This window comes from Limnohabitans sp. (assembly GCF_031539175.1).
In the GTDB taxonomy this organism is placed as follows: domain Bacteria; phylum Pseudomonadota; class Gammaproteobacteria; order Burkholderiales; family Burkholderiaceae_C; genus Limnohabitans.
On sequence record NZ_JAVKLQ010000054.1, the window covers coordinates 1 to 17,922 of the forward strand.

Here is a 17,922-nt window from a genome sequence, read left to right on the forward strand (position 1 = left end):
AGGCTACGAGGTCATGGGCGCGACGAGCTATGGCGACTTGAGCCAGTTTGCACAACAGCAGTCTCGAGCCAGTGCATTCATCTTGTCGATTGACGATGAAGAGTTCACACCAGGCCCTGATCTTGACCCTGCCGTTTTGAACCTGCGTAACTTCATCGAAGAAGTGCGCCGTAAGAACGCGGACGTGCCGATTTATGTGTACGGCGAAACCAAAACATCGCGCCATTTGCCTAACGACATCTTGCGCGAGTTGCATGGTTTCATCCATATGTTTGAGGATACGCCTGAGTTTGTGGCGCGTCACATCATCCGTGAAGCCAAGAGCTATTTGGAAAGCGTGCAACCACCGTTTTTCAAAGCCTTGCTCGATTACGCTGAAGACGGTTCGTACTCGTGGCATTGCCCCGGCCACTCGGGTGGCGTGGCGTTTTTGAAAAGCCCTGTGGGTCAGATGTACCACCAGTTTTACGGCGAAAACATGTTGCGTGCAGACGTGTGTAACGCGGTGGAAGAGTTAGGTCAGTTGTTGGATCACAACGGCGCGATTGGCGAGAGCGAGCGCAACGCCGCGCGTATTTTCAATGCCGACCATTGCTTCTTTGTCACCAATGGCACGAGCACCTCAAACAAAATTGTGTGGCACCACACGGTGGCCCCTGATGATGTGGTGGTCGTGGACCGCAACTGTCACAAGTCGGTGTTGCACGCCATCATCATGACGGGTGCGGTGCCTGTGTTTTTGAAGCCGACGCGCAACCACTACGGCATCATCGGTCCGATCCCGCAAAGTGAATTTGAACCTGAGGCAATTCAGGCCAAGATCGCAGCCAACCCTTTGCTCAAAGGCGTGGACGCCAAGACCGTCAAGCCCCGTGTTCTGACGTTGACACAATCCACCTACGACGGCGTTTTGTACAACACTGAAACGATCAAAAAGATGTTGGATGGCTACGTTGCCAACCTGCACTTTGATGAAGCTTGGTTGCCCCATGCGGCCTTCAACCCGTTTTATGGCACTTACCACGCCATGGGTAAAAAGCGTGAGCGTCCGATGCATTCGGTCGTTTACGCCACGCAGTCGATTCACAAGTTGTTGGCCGGCATCAGCCAAGCCAGTCACGTTTTGGTGCAAGACTCGCAACAAACCAAGTTGGACCGCCATCTGTTCAACGAAGCGTATTTGATGCACACCAGCACCAGCCCCCAATACAGCATCATTGCCAGCTGTGACGTGGCCGCCGCCATGATGGAGCCGCCAGGCGGCACCGCCTTGGTGGAAGAAAGCATCGCCGAAGCCCTCGATTTTCGTCGTGCCATGCGCAAAGTGGATGACGAGTACGGCCAAGACTGGTGGTTCAAAGTGTGGGGCCCCGATGAGTTGGTCGACGACGGCATCGGTCGCGCCGAAAGCTGGATCATCAAAGGCCAAGGCGAGTCATCCAAGTGGCACGGCTTTGGTAACTTGGCCGATGGCTTCAACATGCTCGACCCGATCAAGGCGACCATCGTGACGCCAGGTATGGACTTGGACGGTAAGTTCGACAAGTCGGGTATCCCTGCCAGCATCGTGACCAAGTTTTTGGCGGAGCATGGCGTGATTGTCGAGAAAACGGGGCTTTACAGCTTCTTCATCATGTTCACCATCGGCATCACCAAGGGCCGTTGGAACTCGTTGTTGACGGCTTTGCAGCAATTCAAAGACGATTACGACCGCAACCAACCGATGTGGCGCATCTTGCCCGAGTTCTGTCAAAAGCACCGCGCTTACGAGCGCATGGGCTTGCGCGACTTGTGCCAACACGTTCACACGCTGTACGCCAAGTACGACATTGCACGCTTGACCACCGAGATGTACTTGAGTGACCTCACACCCTCGATGAAGCCCAGCGATGCGTATGCACAAATTGCGCATCGCAACACAGAGCGTGTGGCGATTGACGACTTGGAAGGCCGCATCACCACGAGCTTGGTCACGCCATACCCACCCGGTATTCCATTGTTGATTCCCGGCGAAGTCTTCAACAAGAAAATCGTGGACTATTTGAAGTTCGCCCGCGAATTCAACTTGCAGTGCCCTGGGTTTGAAACCGACATCCACGGTTTGGTGGAAGTGGTAGGCATGGACGGCAAGAAGTCTTACTTTGCCGATTGCGTCAAAGGCTGAGGTTCTCCTTCAGTCTTGTTTCTCGTATGACCCTAGCGGCCTTGAATTTTCAAGGCCGTTTTTCTAGGTCTGGTTGAATTCGCAGAAAGCTTGCAAAGCGTGGCAGGCCTTTGTCGGTGAGTCCCCGATACCGGTACGTGACCCATTCCCCAATGGCGGGGGGGGCTTGACGGTCTTGGGCACGCAACCCCGTGCCTAACTTTAACCGTTTGCCTTGTGCTGTCTCGACCAGCAAGGCGCCCGTTTGTCCTGCATATTGCCCCGTTCCTGCCAAGTGTGCGATCACGCGGGCTTCTGCATCGTCATGGATTTTGAATTTGAGTTGATCGCTGCTTCGACCTGATTTGTAGGTGGCATTGGCGCGGTGCAGCATCAAACCTTCGGCCCCCGCGCTGACTTTGTCATTCAGGAGTTGTTTGAGCGCGGTGGGCGAGGCCACTTGTGTTTGAGCAACCGCTTCGACCCACGCCAAGCCCAGTGATGTCACCAAGCTTGTGTAGGCTTGTATGCGTGCGGTGAATGTGCCTGTGTGTGTGGGTAAATCAAACACCATGAAGCGCAGTTTTTGCCAATCAGCGTCCACCGCATGGATGTGTTGAATCACAGAGACAGCGGTGGTGAATTGGCCGCGCCCCGCCCATAACTCACCCTCAAACGGTGTGTTAGGCCAGCCTTGGGTGAACCATGCGGGCGGTTGTAACACAGTGCCGCCTCGGGTGAGCAATTGCTGCCCATCCCAGTAGCCGCGCACGCCATCGAATTTCTCGCTTACCCAAAAATTGCGTAAGTCGGCGTTGGCTTGGTAGGTGTTTGCCAGCCATAAGGCGGGCGGCGTTGCGGCATAGGCGCAAGAGCGCCAGAGAAAAGCCAAGGAGAAGAGGGAAAGCAAAGGGCGGCGTTGCATGCTGGCTTCTCCTTGGCGCGCATGAACGCATGCGCGAGTCGATCACAAAGCCACACCCGTGTGGCTTTTGCGCCAGCTTACTCGCCAGCCGGTTCGGCAATGCCACCTACAACTTGGCTAAATCCGCCGTCAACATAGGTAATTTCAGCGGTCACACCGGCGGCCAAGTCGCTCATCAAGAACGCAGCCACGTTGCCCACATCGGTGATGGTCACGTTGCGGCGAATGGGCGATGCCTCTGCCACCACGCTCAAAATCTTGCCAAAGCCTTTGATGCCGCTGGCCGCCAAGGTTTTGATCGGACCCGCGCTGATGCCGTTGGCGCGCAAGTTGCGACCGCGCGCACCCAGTGACTCGGCCAAGTAACGCACCGACGCTTCCAGCGATGCTTTGGCCAAACCCATGGTGTTGTAGTTGGGCACGGTACGGATGGCGCCCAAGTACGACAGGGTCAGCACGGCTGCGTTGTAGTTCAAGTAAGGCAGGGCGGCTTTGGCCATGGCTGGAAAGCTGTAGGCGCTGATGTCGTGTGCGATCTGGAACGCTTCGCGCGACAGACCATCCAAGAAGTCACCGGCAATGGCTTCGCGGGGCGCGTAGCCAATGCTGTGCACGAAGCCATCAAACGTGGGCCAATGGGCCGACAAATCTTTGAACAGTTGTTCGATTTGTGCGTCGTTGCCCACATCGCAGTCAAAAATCAGCTTAGAGTCGAAGTCAGCCGCAAATTCGGTGATGCGATCTTTGAAACGCTCACCCACGTAGCTGAATGCCAATTCGGCGCCTTGATCGTGGCACGCTTTGGCGATACCGTAAGCGATCGAGCGGTTAGACAGCACGCCAGTGATCAACAATTTTTTGCCAGAAAGAAAACCTGTTTTTGTACTCATGGATGAATCGCTCCAAAAAAATCTTGCAGAATTGTCGCATGCGATTCTTGGCGTTTTTGTTGGCGATCTTTTGCGTGTCTCCCTCGTGGGCAGCCCATGCGTACGCCCAATTTGGGGACATCAAATATCCGCCTCAGTTCAAAAACTTTGATTACGTCAATCCTTTGGCCGCAAAAGGGGGCGAGTTGGTGCTGGTGCCTCCGTCGCGCTTGTCGAGTTTTGACAAATACAACCCATTTACCCTCAAAGGCAATGCCGCCCCAGGTTTGGGCAGTCTGCTGTTGGAGTCGCTGCTGACCGGCACCATGGATGAGCCCGCGACAGCCTATGGTTTGCTGGCTGAAGATGTGAGTGTGGCGGCTGATCGGCGTTCGGTGCAATTTCGCTTGCGCCCCCAAGCGCGTTTCAGCAATGGCGATGTGGTCGCGGCTGACGATGTGAAACACAGCTTTGAAACACTCACCAGCAAACAGGCCGCCCCACAATTTCGGACCCTCTATGCCGATGTGACAGGGGTGGTCGTGGTCAACGCGCGCACGGTTCGCTTCGACTTCAAAAGTGCCAACCCTGAGCTGCCACTGATTGTGGGCGGCATGCCCGTCTTCAGCCGCGCGTGGGGTGTCAAGGACGGGGTGCGTCAACCCTTCGATCAAATCGTGACAGAGGCACCCATTGGCAGCGGGCCTTACAAAATTGGCCATGTGGCGTTTGGCCGAGACATCAGTTACGAGCGCGACCCACATTACTGGGCCAAAGACCTGAACGTGCGTCAAGGCATGTTCAACTTTGACCGCATCACCTACCGGCTCTACAAAGACAACACGGCGCAACTCGAAGGTTTCAAAGCTGGCGAGTTTGACTTCATTCAGTCGTTTATTGCACGCGAATGGGCGCGCGGCTACGCGGGCAAATCTTTTGATAACGGCCAATTGATCAAACGGGAGCTCAAGCATGGCAACGCTGGGGATTTTCAAGGGTTTTTGTTCAACACCCGATTGCCCAAATTTCAAGATGTGCGCGTGCGTCAAGCCATCGGCTTGGCTATGGACTTCGAGTGGATGAACCGACAGCTGTTCTACAACGCCTACCAGCGCGTGCGCGGCTATTTTGTCGCCAGCGACTTTGAAGCCAAGGGCTTGCCCGACGCGGCAGAGTTGGCGCTGCTAGAGCCGTTGCGCAGCAAGCTGTCGCCTCAAGTCTTCAGCCAGCCTGTGCCTCTGCCTCCGTACACCAAGCTAGATCCCAAGTCTGGCGAAACGCTGCGTGACCACTTGCGTCAAGCCAAGGCCTTGTTGGCCGATGCGGGGTGGACTTACCGTGACGGTGCTTTGCGCAATGCGGCAGGCGAGGCATTCAATTTGGAGTTCTTAGACAACTCAGGTGCCATGGGCCGCGTAGTGACGCCGTTTGCCAAAAACCTCGAAAAACTGGGCTTTGTGGTGAATTACAAAGTGATCGACTTTGCGGTGCTTCAAAAGCGACTTGATGTGTTTGATTTCGAGATCATCAGCAACCGCAATGTGGGCAGTGAGTCACCGGGCACCGAATTGTTGGAGCGTTTTGGTTCACAAGCGGCTGCGACCGAGGGCTCGGGTAACTTCATCGGCGTGCGCGATCCGGCGGTGGACGATTTGTTGGGCCATGTCACCGCGGCGAGAACGCGTCCACAGCTTATTTCTGCAGCCCGTGCGCTGGATCGCGTTCTGCGCCACGCACATTACACAGTGCCACATTGGTATGGCGGTGTGCACCGCGTGTCTTGGCGCAGAGGCAAGTTTGAACAACCGGCCATCACACCGCGCTTTTACCAACCCGAGAGTTGGGTCACGTCCACGTGGTCGGCCACTTTGGAAAATCGCGCCGCGTTAGCCGATGCTCGACGGGCGGAGCATTGAGATGATGGCCTATATTTTCAAGCGCTTGCTGCTGATGGTGCCGACCTTGTTGGGGGTGCTGTCGCTGACCTTTGCCGTCATTCAGTTTGTGCCTGGTGGGCCCGTTGAACAAATGGTGTCTCAATTGCAAGGACGCGACAGTGGCGGCGAAGGGGCTGCGGCGGGTGGTGCGGGTTATCGAGGTCGCCAAGGTGTCGATGCCGCACGCATTGAAGAAATTAAGCAGCTTTATGGCTTTGACAAACCAGCGCCCGAGCGCTTTTGGCAAATGCTTCAACAATTTGCCCGTTTCGATTTGGGCAAGAGCTTTTACTACCCCAAAGACGTGTGGACCTTGGTGCAGGAGAAGTTACCGGTCTCCATCAGCTTGGGGTTGTGGACCTTCTTTTTGAGTTACCTCATTTCTGTGCCCTTGGGCGTGGCCAAAGCGGTGCGCTCAGGCTCACGGTTTGACACCTTGACAAGTTTGGTGGTGTTGACGGGCTATGCCATTCCTGGTTTTGTGCTCGGTGTGGCGTTGTTGGTGGTCTTTGGCGGTCAGTTGCAGTGGTTTCCTTTGCGCGGTTTGACGTCGGCCAACTGGTCTCAGCTGAGTTGGGGCGCTCGCATCGTCGATTACCTGTGGCACATCGTGTTGCCCATCACCGCCAGCGTCATGGGGGCTTTTGCAGTCACCACCATGCTCACTAAAAATGCGATGTTGGAAGAAATTCGCAAGCAGTATGTGTTGACGGCACGGGCCAAAGGCCTGTCTCAGCGCCGCGTGTTGTGGCGTCATGTGTTTCGCAACGCACTGATCCCTTTGGTGACTGGGTTTCCCAGTGCCTTCATCGGTGCGTTTTTCACCGGCTCGCTGCTGATTGAAACTTTGTTTTCCTTGGATGGTCTGGGGCTCTTGAGCTTCGAGAGCGTGATGCGACGCGACTATCCGGTCGTCTTAGGAACCTTGTATTTGTTCACGCTGATTGGCTTGGTCACCAAACTCATCAGCGATCTTTGTTATGTCTGGGTGGACCCGCGTGTCAAATTCGACTGAACACTCTGTATCGCCCGGCAGGCGCGCGTGGCAACGCTTTCGCGCCAACCGTCTAGGGTTTTGCAGCTTGGTGCTGTTTGTTGCGTTGTTCGCCTTGAGCCTGTTGGCGGAAGTGCTGTCCAACGACAAGCCTTTGGTGGCCCGCTATCAAGGGCACTGGTACGCGCCCATTGTTCAAAACTTGCCCGAAACCACGTTTGGTGGCGATTTTGACAGCCCCACTGACTTTTTAGACCCCTTCATTCAAGCCCAGTTTGAGCAACCTGGCAATTGGGCCTTGTACCCGCCGAACCCTTACCACCACAGCACGCTGAATTACTTTGCCAAGCAGCCCAATCCTGCGCCGCCGTCGTCGGACAACTGGTTAGGCACGGACGACAGGGGTCGCGATGTGGTCGCCCGCTTGCTGTATGGCTTTCGCTTGTCGGTGCTGTTTGCCTTGGCGTTGACCGTGTTTGGCACCGTGATTGGGGTGTTGACGGGGGCTTTACAAGGCTTTTTTGGTGGCAAAACCGATTTGGCGATGCAGCGTTTCATCGAGGTCTGGAGCGCCATGCCTGAGTTGTATTTGCTCATCATCTTCAGCGCCGTGTTCGACCCGAGCGTGACCTTGTTGTTGGTTTTGTTGGGATTGTTCGGCTGGATGGGCTTGTCCGACTATGTCCGCGCCGAGTTCTTACGCAATCGCCAACTGGACTACGTGCGCGCCGCGCGTGCCTTGGGTTTGTCAAACACGCAAATTATTTGGCGTCATGTGTTGCCCAACAGTCTGACGCCTGTCGTGACCTTTTTGCCGTTTCGCATGAGCGGTGCGATTTTGGCGTTGACGTCGCTCGACTTTTTAGGCTTGGGCGTACCGCCGGGCACGCCCAGCTTGGGCGAGTTGTTGGCGCAAGGTAAAAACAACATCGATGCGTGGTGGATTTCCTTGTCCACGTTTGCGGTCTTGGTCGTCACCCTGATGTTGCTGACCTTCATGGGCGATGCTTTGCGCGATGCGCTTGATCCTCGAAAGGCCAACGCATGAATTTGCCATTGCTTCAAGTGCGTGACCTGCATGTGCGTTTCGGTGCGAACGATGTGGTGCGAGGCGTCAGTTTCAGCCTCAAGTTGGGCGAGAAATTGGCACTGGTGGGCGAGTCGGGGTCGGGCAAAAGTGTCATGGCTTTGAGTTTGGTCAAACTCGTGGAAGGTGCCCAACTCTCGGGACGCTGTTTGTGGACAGAACAAGATGCCTTTGACGCATTGCCCATCAGTTCCGAAAACGTTTCCGACAGCGCCTCTGTCCACGCTTCAGACCATCCAGCGCCAGAGCGCTTTGCCCCTCAAATTCTCGACTTGGTCAAACTCTCCGAGCGTGAACTGGTGCCCATCCGCGGGCAAGACATCGCGTATGTGTTTCAAGAGCCGATGACCGCTCTCAACCCCCTGTTCACGGTGGGGGACCAAATTGCCGAGGTTTTGCAAGTCAAGCGTGGCATGCGACGTGCGCAGGCTTGGCAAGAGGTGTTGGTTTTGTTGGATCAAACAGGAATTCCCGAACCTGCGCGGCGTGCGTTGGCCTATCCGCACCAGCTCTCCGGTGGTCAGCGTCAGCGTGTGCTGATTGCCATGGCGCTGGCATGCCGACCCCGTTTGTTGGTCGCTGATGAGCCGACCACGGCACTGGATGTGACCTTGCGTGGGCAAATTTTGGATTTGTTGGACAGTTTGCAACAGCGCTACGGCATGGCGGTGCTGCTGATTTCGCACGATTTGACGGCTGTTCGCCGTTTTGCCGACCGTGTCTTGGTGATGGAGCGTGGCTTGGTGGTGGAAGAGGGGGCGACAGCGGCCGTTCTCGATAAGCCTGAGCATCCTTACACCCAAAAACTATTGAACAGCCAGCCCATGCGTGATGTGCCTGCCCAACTCAGCGACGCGCCTGTGGTGATGCAAGCACAGGGCTTGCGTGTGAGCTACCCCGTTCCTCGTGCGGGGTGGCGTGGCTGGTTCGGGCGTGGGGAGTTTGTGGCGGTGCAAGGGGCTGACTTTGCCTTGTCCGCCGGTCAGACCTTGGGGGTGATGGGCGAGTCAGGGTCGGGCAAGTCCAGCTTGGCACTGGCGGTTTTGGGGCTCATCCCAAGCCAAGGGCATTTGAGCCTAAATGGGCAGTCCTGGTCTGGACGCTCGGTCGCTGATTTGAATCTGAGGCGTCGGGTGCAGGTGGTGTTCCAAGATCCATTTTCGTCACTGTCGCCGCGCATGACGGTTCAGGAATTGGTGTCTGAAGGCTTGGCGCTGCATTTTCCTGAGCTGGATGCTTTGGGCCGTTTGCGTCGCGTCTTATTTGCGCTGTCGGATGTTGGATTGACCAAATCTGAATTTAGCGGCTTGTTGCAGCGTTATCCCCACGAGTTTTCAGGCGGTCAGCGTCAACGTTTGGCCATTGCACGCGCCTTGGTGGTTCAGCCGCAAATTCTGGTGCTCGATGAGCCCACCAGTGCCTTGGATGTCACCACCCAAAAGCAAGTGCTGCAACTGTTGCAGCAACTGCAAAAACAACGAGGGTTGAGTTACTTTTTGATTACCCACGATGTCGCCGTGATTCGAGCCATGGCGCACCAGGTGATGGTCATGCAATCCGGCCATGTGGTCGAGGCGGGCCCCGTGGATCAAATCTTGCAAGCCCCTCGGGAGTCGTATACCCAACTTTTGGTGAGCGCGTGAAAGAGAAAATCAGCTAAACCCTTGAGAATCAAGCATTTAGACGCTACAATCGCAGCTTCACGACCAAACGGGCGGGTAATTACCGCCCGTTTTTTTTGGTCGATCGTTTTTTGACCCCCACCTTTTGAAGGCTTTTTGTCGACGTGAGCTTGCAGCAAACAGTAGAACAAACCGTGACCGGCTTAGGTTACGACCTGGTTGAGATTGAACGCTCAGCCGGTGGGCTTTTGCGCATCACCATCGACTGGCCGTGGCAGCCAGATGCGCCCGCGCAGATGATCAACGTGGAAGATTGTGAGCGCGTGACACGCCAGCTGCAATTCGCACTTGAAGTGGATGGCGCTGATTACAAGCGGCTCGAGGTGTCCTCGCCCGGTATTGACCGTCCTTTGCGCCATTTGGCCGACTTCGAGCGTTTCGTGGGTGAAGAGATTGATGTCACGCTCAAAGTGCCAATGGGTGTGGCCGCTGCAGGGCAGGTGTCTGCCAATCGTAAAAAATTCCGAGGTGTCCTTGAGCGCACCGAAGACGGCCAAGGTTGGCAAATTACATGGCGTGATGCTGTGAATGCCAAGCCAGGTCAAAAAATCAGTAAAAAAAGAGCCGAAACCCCGCTGCATGCACTGGGTTTCACGCTGGATGAGTTGCGCGAAGCACGTCTGGCCCCGATTGTGGATTTCAAGGGCAGACAGCCCCGTTGAATTTTGGTCTTGAGAAGGAGTAGTCGTCATGAACCGCGAAATGTTGATGTTGGTTGAAGCCATCTCGCGCGAGAAAAACGTCGAGCGCGATGTGGTGTTTGGTGCAGTTGAGTCTGCCTTGGCACAAGCCACCAAGAAGTTGTACGAAGGTGAAGTGGACATTCGCGTGGCCATGGATCGCGATACCGGTGACTACGAAACTTTCCGCCGCTGGTTGGTGGTGCCCGATGAGGCGGGTTTGCAAAACCCAGAAGCCGAAGAGATGTTGATGGACGCGCGTGAGCGCGTGCCTGAAGCCGAAGAAGGCGAGTACATCGAAGAATCCATTGAGTCGTTGCCAATTGGCCGTATTGGCGCGATGGCTGCCAAGCAAGTCATTTTGCAAAAAATCCGTGATGCAGAGCGCGAGATGTTGCTCAACGACTTCATGTCGCGTGGCGACAAGATTTTCGTGGGCACTGTTAAGCGCATGGACAAGGGCGACATCATTGTCGAGTCGGGGCGCATCGAAGGCCGTCTGCGTCGCAGCGAAATGATCCCCAAAGAGAACCTCCGCAGTGGCGACCGTGTGCGCGCCATGATCATGGAAGTGGACTTGACCTTGCGCGGCGCGCCCATTATCTTGTCGCGTTCAGCACCTGAGTTCATGGTGGAGTTGTTCCGCCACGAGGTGCCTGAGATTGAGCAAGGCATGTTGGAAATCAAATCGTGCGCCCGTGATGCGGGTTCGCGCGCCAAGATCGCCGTGGTGTCTCATGACAAACGTGTGGACCCCATCGGTACCTGCGTTGGCGTGCGTGGCACCCGCGTGAATGCCGTGACCACCGAACTCGCTGGCGAGCGTGTGGACATCGTGTTGTGGAGTGAAGATCCCGCTCAGTTCGTGATTGGTGCTCTGGCACCGGCCAACGTCAGCTCCATCGTGGTGGACGAAGAAAAGCACGCCATGGACGTGGTAGTGGATGAGGAAAACCTCGCCATCGCCATCGGTCGTGGTGGCCAAAACGTGCGTTTGGCTTCTGAATTGACGGGTTGGCGCATCAACATCATGGATGCGGCTGAATCGGCTCAAAAACAAGCCGACGAAACCCACACCATCCGTGCTTTGTTCATGGCCAAGTTGGACGTGGACCAAGAGGTGGCTGACATCTTGATCGAAGAAGGTTTCACCAACCTCGAAGAAGTGGCCTATGTGCCATTGCAAGAGATGCTCGAAATCGAGAGTTTCGATGAAGACACCGTGAACGAGCTGCGCACACGTGCCAAGGATGCGCTGCTTACGCTGGAAATTGCACGCGAAGAGAGTGTCGAAGAAGTTTCGCAAGATTTGCGCGACCTTGAGGGCCTGAATGTTGAGCTCATTGCCAAGTTGGCTGAGGGCGGCGTCCATACCCGTGACGATTTGGCCGATTTGGCCGTAGACGAGCTCACCGCCATCACTGGTCAGAGCGAAGAAGAGGCCAAGGCCATGATCTTGAAGGCACGTGAACATTGGTTCACGGGTCAAGAGTAACGGTCATGGAGAGGAACACCACATATGTCAAGTACGACCGTCGCTGAATTTGCCAGCGAACTTAAAAAACCTACCGATACCTTGCTCGAGCAGCTCAAAGCTGCGGGCGTGTCGAAATCATCGGCCAGCGATGCGCTGACCGATGGTGACAAACAAATGCTCTTGAGCCATTTGCAAGCCAGCCATGGCACGGTGTCTGCCGAACGCAAGAAGATTACCTTGGTCAAAAAATCGACCAGCGAGATCAAGCAAGCGGATGCCACAGGCAAAGCCCGCACCATCCAAGTGGAAGTGCGCAAGAAACGCACCTTCGTCAAGCGCGATGATGACGTGAGCGAAACGCCTTCAGCGCCTGAAGTGTTTGAAGAAGCTGCGGCCCCTTCGATCGACCATGCCGAGTTGGCACGTCGTGAAGAAGAAGCCCGTCGTCAAGCCGAGCTGATTCGTCGTCAAGAAGAAGAGTTGGCTGAGAAACGCCGTGTTCGCGAAGCACAAGAAGCTGCTGAACGCGCCAAAGCCGAAGAGGCTAAGGCTGCTGCAGACGCTGCGCAAGCTGAAAAAGCAGCCGCTGCTGCCAAAGCTGCAGCCAAAGAGAACCCCCCTGTTGTGGGCGCCCGTGTCTACGCTGAAACCAAGCCTGCTGCGCCTGTCGCACCCGCTGCACCTTCGCAAGCCCAAATCGATGCGCAAGCCTTGGTGGAAGCCAAAGCTGCGGCCGCTGAAACGGCACGCCTAGAAGCCGCTGCCGCTTCCCAAGCACGTGCCGATGAAGATGCCGCACGCGCCAAAGATTTGGACTCACGTCGTCGCAAAGCCTTGGCCGAAGCCGAAGCCATTCGCTTGATGATGAGCACCCCTCAAAAGGTGTTGGTTGCTAAAAAGCACGAGCCTGTGGTGGACCCTAAAGCGGCAATCAAAGGTACCTTGCATAAGCCTGCTGGCACGCCTGGTGCTGCGCCACGTCCTGGTACTGCACCCGCTGCAGCCACGACGACGCCTGGCAACAAAGAAGTGAAGAGCGCGAAGTTGTCGTCCAGCTGGGCTGACGACCAAGCCAAGAAGAAAGCCATCAAAACACGTGGTGACAGCAGTGGCGGCGTTGGGCGTAACAGCTGGCGTGGCGGCCCACGTGGCCGTCGTGAACGCGGTGGTCGCGATGACGACCACAGCGCATCCGTGCAAACAGAAGCACGTGTGCTGGAAGTTCACGTGCCAGAAACCATCACCGTGGGTGAGTTGGCGCACAAGATGGCGATCAAAGCCTCTGAAGTGATCAAACAGCTGATGAAGCTGGGTCAAATGGCCACGATCAACCAGCCTTTGGACCAAGACACCGCCATGATTTTGGTGGAGGAGTTGGGCCACAAAGCGGTGGTTGCAGCGTTGGACGATCCTGAAGCCTTCACGGAAGAAGAAGCATCCGCACATCACGCTGAATCCTTGACACGCGCCCCCGTGGTGACGGTCATGGGCCACGTGGACCACGGTAAAACCTCGTTGTTGGACTACATCCGTCGCGCCAAAGTTGCGTCGGGCGAAGCCGGCGGCATCACACAGCACATCGGTGCTTACCACGTCGAAACGCCTCGCGGCATGATTTCGTTCTTGGACACCCCCGGTCACGAGGCCTTCACGGCCATGCGTGCACGCGGTGCCAAAGCCACCGACATCGTGATTTTGGTGGTGGCAGCGGACGACGGCGTGATGCCTCAAACCAAGGAAGCCATCAAGCATGCGAAAGCAGCCGGTGTGCCGATCGTGGTGGCGGTGAACAAGATTGACAAACCAGGTGCGAACCCAGAGCGCGTCAAAGGCGAGTTGGTGTCTGAAGAAGTCGTGCCCGAAGAGTTCGGTGGCGATTCACCTTTCGTTTTGGTCTCGGCCAAAACCGGTGCTGGCATCGATGAGTTGCTCGAGCAAGTGCTCTTGCAGGCCGAAGTGCTTGAACTCAAAGCGCCTGTCGACGCCATGGCCAAAGGCTTGGTGATCGAAGCACGTTTGGACAAAGGTCGCGGTCCTGTGGCCACGGTGCTGGTTCAGTCCGGTACGCTCAATGTGGGCGACGTGGTCTTGGGTGGTCAAACCTATGGTCGCGTGCGTGCCATGTTGGATGAAAACGGCAAGGCCATCAAATCTGCAGGTCCTTCAATTCCTGTGGAGATTCAAGGTCTCACCGAGGTGCCACAAGCCGGTGATGAATTCATGGTCATGTCTGACGAACGTCGTGCCCGTGAAATCGCCACCTACCGTGCGGGTAAGGTGCGTAACACCAAGCTGGCCAAGCAACAAGCGTCGAAGTTGGAGAACATGTTCTCTGACATGACGTCTGGCGAAGTCAAATTGCTGCCCATCATCGTCAAAGCCGACGTGCAAGGTTCGCAAGAAGCTTTGGCAGCATCGCTGCTCAAGTTGTCGACGGCCGAAGTCAAAGTTCAGTTGGTGTACGCCGCAGTCGGTGGCATCAGCGAGAGCGATGTGAACTTGTCGATTGCGTCCAAGGCCGTGATCATTGGTTTCAACACCCGTGCCGATGCCGGCGCGCGCAAGTTGGCCGAGAGCAATGGCGTTGACATTCGTTACTACAACATCATTTATGACGCTGTGGACGAACTCAAAGCGGCCATGTCCGGCATGCTCACACCCGACAAGAAAGAAGAAGTCATCGGTACTGCCGAGATTCGCCAAGTGCTGCGCGTCAGCAAGATTGGTGCGATCGCGGGCTGTATGGTCACTTCGGGCGTGGTGCGTCGTTCGGCCAAGCTGCGTTTGTTGCGCAACAACGTGGTGATCTTCACTGGCGAACTCGACAGCTTGAAGCGTTTCAAAGACGACGCCAAAGAAGTCAAAGAGAACTTCGAGTGCGGTTTGACCGTCAAGAACTACAACGACATCGTCGAAGGCGACGTGTTGGAATTCTTCGAAATCAAAGAGGTTGCACGTACGCTGTAAAGCGCGATTTGTATGGCACGTAAACCGAGCAGCACCCCCAACCGCAGCTACCAAGTGGCCGACCAGATCCAACGCGATCTGGCCGAGTTGATCGCGCGCGAGTTGAAAGACCCGCGCGTGGGCATGGTCACGTTGCAAGGCGTGGAAGTCACGCCCGATTACGCCCATGCCAAAGTGCATTTCAGCGTCCTGACCGGTGATCCCGTGAAAACAGGCGAGGGCTTGAACCAAGCTGCAGGTTTCTTGCGCAATGGTTTGTTCAAGCGCTTGCACATTCACACGGTACCCACCTTGCATTTCGTGTACGACCGCACGCCTGAGCGAGCCTCGGACATGAACGCCTTGATTGCCAAGGCGGTCGCCTCCAAAGCAAAGGACGATTGAGCATGAATGCGCCCCGCACCAGGGTGCAGCGTCGCCCTGTACACGGGGTGTTGTTGCTTGATAAACCCTACGGACTCTCCAGCAACGACGCCTTGCAAAAGGCGAAGTGGTTGTTGCGCGCCGAAAAAGCGGGTCATACAGGCACCTTGGATCCTTTGGCTACAGGCGTCTTGCCCTTGTGCTTTGGCGCAGCGACCAAATTCAGTCAGTTACATTTGGATGCGGACAAGTCCTACGAAGCCATTGCTGTGCTGGGGATTCAAACCAGCACCGGCGACCTCGAAGGTGACGTTGTTCTTGAAAAGCCTGTGGATTTCACGCCCGAGCAATTGCGCGCTGTGCAAGCTCAATTCACAGGGCCAATCAGCCAAGTACCACCGATGTACAGTGCCTTGAAAAAAGATGGCAAAGCCTTATATGACTACGCACGCGCAGGCATTGAGGTTGAACGCGATGCGCGTCAGGTCACGATTCAAGCGCTGAAGCTCGAAGAGATTGAACCTGAGAATGGCCGTCGCCGTTTGAAGATCGAGGTCACTTGCAGCAAAGGCACCTACATCCGTACTTTGGGCGAAGACATCGCCATTGCCTTGCGCACCTGTGCGCATTTGAGCGCCTTGCGCCGTACTGTCACCGGTCCTTTTGTGGCCAGTCAGTGCATCACTGTGGCTGAATTAGAAGCCCTTACCGAACAAGCGCGTGAAGCGCGCCTGTTGCCCGTCGATGCGTTGCTCGACGGTCATACCCCCGTCACCTTGCCCCCAGAAGATGCGGGCAGATTCTTAAGCGGTGTGCGCCGCCGTGGCTCTTGGCCCGACAGTGCGCACATGGCTGTGTACGGCCAGACGCCGCATACCCTGTTGGGTACTGCGCACGTCACGGCTGGTGAACTGATTCCCGGGCGCTTGTTGAGCCCGATCGAAATTCAATCAATATTGGAGTGTCAAGCATGAGTAAACAAATCCGTAACATCGCCATCATCGCCCACGTTGACCATGGCAAAACCACCATGGTTGACCAGTTGCTGCGTCAATCCGGCACCTTCGCCGATCACGAAAAAGTGGTCGACACCGTGATGGACAACAACGCCATCGAACGCGAGCGCGGCATCACCATCTTGGCCAAGAACTGTGCCGTGAGCTGGGAAGGTACCCACATCAACATCGTTGACACCCCAGGTCACGCGGACTTCGGTGGTGAAGTCGAACGTGCTTTGTCCATGGTGGACGGTGTGGTGTTGTTGATTGATGCGCAAGAAGGCCCCATGCCTCAAACGCGTTTCGTGACCAAGAAGGCTTTGGCCTTGGGTCTGCGCCCAATTTTGGTGGTGAACAAAGTGGACAAGCCTGGTGCGCGTCCTGACTTCGTGGTCAACGCCGCGTTTGACTTGTTTGACAAACTCGGTGCGACCGACGAACAACTCGATTTCCCTGTGGTCTACGCTTCAGGTATCAACGGCTGGACGTCTTTGGAAGAAGGCACACCCGGCGAACAGTGGGGTCCCGACATGTCGGCCCTGTTCAACACCGTGTTGAAGCACGTGCCTGCCCAAAAGGGTGACCCTGCCGCACCTTTGCAATTGCAAATTTCTGCGCTCGACTTTTCGACTTTCGTGGGTCGTATCGGTGTGGGCCGTATCAGCCAAGGCACGATCAAGCCCCAAATGGATGTGGTCGTCATGGAAGGCCCAGATGGCAAAGCCATCAAAGGCCGTGTCAACCAAGTGCTCAAGTTCCAAGGTTTGGACCGTGTGCAAGTGACCGAAGCCGGTCCTGGCGACATCGTGTTGATCAACGGTATTGCTGACTTGAACATCGGTGTGACCGTGACCGATGTTGCCAATCCAGCACCTTTGGCCATGTTGAAGGTGGACGAGCCAACATTGACCATGAACTTCTGCGTGAACACCAGCCCCTTGGCCGGTCGTGAAGGCAAGTTCGTCACCAGCCGCCAAATCTGGGACCGCCTGCAAAAAGAACTGCAACACAACGTGGCTCTGCGCGTCAAAGAAACCGACGAAGAAGGTATCTTCGAAGTCATGGGTCGCGGCGAACTGCACTTGACCATTTTGTTGGAAAACATGCGCCGTGAAGGCTACGAATTGGCTGTGTCTAAGCCACGCGTGGTGTTCCGTGACATCGACGGTGTGCGCCATGAGCCTATCGAAATGGTGACGGCTGACATCGAAGAAACCCATCAAGGCGGCGTCATGCAGGCTTTGGGTGAGCGCAAAGGTGAACTCGTGAACATGGAGCCAGATGGCCGTGGTCGCGTTCGCTTGGAATACCGCATTCCTGCGCGTGGTCTGATTGGTTTCACCAACGAGTTCTTGAACTTGACCCGTGGTTCCGGTTTGATCTCCAACATTTTCGACAGCTACGAGCCACACAAGGGTGACATCGGTGGTCGTAAGAACGGTGTGTTGATCTCCATGGATGACGGTGAAATCTTCACTTACGCCTTGGGTAAATTGGACGACCGCGGCCGTATGTTCGTGAAAGCGAACGACCCTGTGTACGAAGGCATGATTGTGGGTATCCACAGCCGTGACAACGACTTGGTGGTTAACGCCACACGTACCAAGCAGCTGACCAACTTCCGCGTGTCCGGCAAAGAAGATGCGATCAAGATCACGCCTCCAATTGATTTGACGCTCGAATACGGTGTGGAATTCATCGAGGACGACGAGTTGGTCGAAATCACACCGAAGAGCGTGCGTCTGCGTAAGCGTTTCTTGACCGAAAGCGAACGCAAGCGCAACAAGTAAGCAGCCAAGC

General features: G+C 55.8%; 13 protein-coding genes. 11 read left to right on the forward strand and 2 right to left on the reverse strand.

Going from position 1 to position 17,922, the window contains the following annotated elements; translation table 11 throughout:
• The coding region (locus RMS95_RS09485; RefSeq protein ID WP_310645616.1) for an arginine/lysine/ornithine decarboxylase at positions 1 to 2,164 on the forward strand (2,164 nt) is incomplete at its 5' end.
• 49 nt (positions 2,165 to 2,213) lie between these two features.
• Here RMS95_RS09485 and RMS95_RS09490 read toward each other — a convergent pair.
• Together RMS95_RS09490 and fabI are read right to left on the reverse strand one after the other, a co-directional pair.
• Positions 2,214 to 3,068 (reverse strand): DNA ligase, encoded by an 855-nt coding sequence (locus RMS95_RS09490; RefSeq protein ID WP_310645618.1) that lies wholly within the window; start codon positions 3,066 to 3,068, stop codon positions 2,214 to 2,216.
• A gap of 77 nt (positions 3,069 to 3,145) precedes the next feature.
• The gene (fabI, locus tag RMS95_RS09495) at positions 3,146 to 3,958 is read right to left on the reverse strand and encodes an enoyl-ACP reductase FabI (RefSeq protein WP_310645620.1); all 813 of its coding nucleotides are present in this window, start codon (positions 3,956 to 3,958) and stop codon (positions 3,146 to 3,148) included.
• 38 nt (positions 3,959 to 3,996) lie between these two features.
• Between fabI and RMS95_RS09500 the strand changes: the two genes are divergently transcribed.
• From RMS95_RS09500 to typA, 10 genes are all read left to right on the forward strand, one after another.
• Complete coding sequence (locus RMS95_RS09500) at positions 3,997 to 5,853, forward strand: extracellular solute-binding protein (RefSeq protein ID WP_310645621.1); 1,857 nt, start codon at positions 3,997 to 3,999, stop codon at positions 5,851 to 5,853.
• Position 5,854: 1 nt separating this feature from the next.
• A complete protein-coding gene (locus tag RMS95_RS09505; protein WP_310645623.1) occupies positions 5,855 to 6,889 on the forward strand; it encodes an ABC transporter permease subunit in 1,035 nt (344 codons plus the stop codon).
• On the forward strand, positions 6,855 to 7,916 hold the full coding sequence (locus tag RMS95_RS09510) for an ABC transporter permease (RefSeq protein ID WP_405023380.1): 1,062 nt from the start codon (positions 6,855 to 6,857) through the stop codon (positions 7,914 to 7,916). Before RMS95_RS09505 ends, RMS95_RS09510 begins: the two co-directional genes overlap by 35 nt.
• The gene (locus tag RMS95_RS09515) at positions 7,913 to 9,598 is read left to right on the forward strand and encodes a dipeptide ABC transporter ATP-binding protein (protein ID WP_310645627.1); all 1,686 of its coding nucleotides are present in this window, start codon (positions 7,913 to 7,915) and stop codon (positions 9,596 to 9,598) included. The genes RMS95_RS09510 and RMS95_RS09515 overlap by 4 nt, the downstream gene beginning before the upstream one ends.
• Positions 9,599 to 9,741: 143 nt before the next feature.
• The gene (gene rimP, locus RMS95_RS09520; RefSeq protein WP_310645629.1) at positions 9,742 to 10,299 is read left to right on the forward strand and encodes a ribosome maturation factor RimP; all 558 of its coding nucleotides are present in this window, start codon (positions 9,742 to 9,744) and stop codon (positions 10,297 to 10,299) included.
• A gap of 28 nt (positions 10,300 to 10,327) precedes the next feature.
• A complete protein-coding gene (gene nusA, locus RMS95_RS09525; RefSeq protein ID WP_310645631.1) occupies positions 10,328 to 11,812 on the forward strand; it encodes a transcription termination factor NusA in 1,485 nt (494 codons plus the stop codon).
• A 24-nt stretch (positions 11,813 to 11,836) separates the two neighbouring features.
• Entirely contained in the window at positions 11,837 to 14,761 is a 2,925-nt protein-coding gene (infB, locus tag RMS95_RS09530; RefSeq protein ID WP_310645633.1) for a translation initiation factor IF-2, read from the forward strand.
• A gap of 12 nt (positions 14,762 to 14,773) precedes the next feature.
• Positions 14,774 to 15,145, forward strand: coding sequence for a 30S ribosome-binding factor RbfA (rbfA, locus tag RMS95_RS09535; RefSeq protein WP_310645635.1), 372 nt, complete (start codon positions 14,774 to 14,776; stop codon positions 15,143 to 15,145).
• 2 nt (positions 15,146 to 15,147) lie between these two features.
• Positions 15,148 to 16,098 (forward strand): tRNA pseudouridine(55) synthase TruB, encoded by a 951-nt coding sequence (gene truB / locus RMS95_RS09540; RefSeq protein ID WP_310645637.1) that lies wholly within the window; start codon positions 15,148 to 15,150, stop codon positions 16,096 to 16,098.
• On the forward strand, positions 16,095 to 17,912 hold the full coding sequence (typA, locus tag RMS95_RS09545; protein WP_104800085.1) for a translational GTPase TypA: 1,818 nt from the start codon (positions 16,095 to 16,097) through the stop codon (positions 17,910 to 17,912). The genes truB and typA overlap by 4 nt, the downstream gene beginning before the upstream one ends.
• Positions 17,913 to 17,922 lie beyond the last annotated feature (10 nt).

Coding starts and splice junctions, on each gene's coding strand:
- RMS95_RS09490 (WP_310645618.1), bottom strand. CDS start 3,068: ATGCAACGCCGCCCTTTGCTTTCCCTCTTCTCCTTGGCTTTTCTCTGG.
- fabI (WP_310645620.1), bottom strand. CDS start 3,958: ATGAGTACAAAAACAGGTTTTCTTTCTGGCAAAAAATTGTTGATCACT.
- RMS95_RS09500 (WP_310645621.1), top strand. CDS start 3,997: ATGCGATTCTTGGCGTTTTTGTTGGCGATCTTTTGCGTGTCTCCCTCG.
- RMS95_RS09505 (WP_310645623.1), top strand. CDS start 5,855: ATGATGGCCTATATTTTCAAGCGCTTGCTGCTGATGGTGCCGACCTTG.
- RMS95_RS09510 (WP_405023380.1), top strand. CDS start 6,855: ATGTCTGGGTGGACCCGCGTGTCAAATTCGACTGAACACTCTGTATCG.
- RMS95_RS09515 (WP_310645627.1), top strand. CDS start 7,913: ATGAATTTGCCATTGCTTCAAGTGCGTGACCTGCATGTGCGTTTCGGT.
- nusA (WP_310645631.1), top strand. CDS start 10,328: ATGAACCGCGAAATGTTGATGTTGGTTGAAGCCATCTCGCGCGAGAAA.
- infB (WP_310645633.1), top strand. CDS start 11,837: ATGTCAAGTACGACCGTCGCTGAATTTGCCAGCGAACTTAAAAAACCT.
- rbfA (WP_310645635.1), top strand. CDS start 14,774: ATGGCACGTAAACCGAGCAGCACCCCCAACCGCAGCTACCAAGTGGCC.
- truB (WP_310645637.1), top strand. CDS start 15,148: ATGAATGCGCCCCGCACCAGGGTGCAGCGTCGCCCTGTACACGGGGTG.
- typA (WP_104800085.1), top strand. CDS start 16,095: ATGAGTAAACAAATCCGTAACATCGCCATCATCGCCCACGTTGACCAT.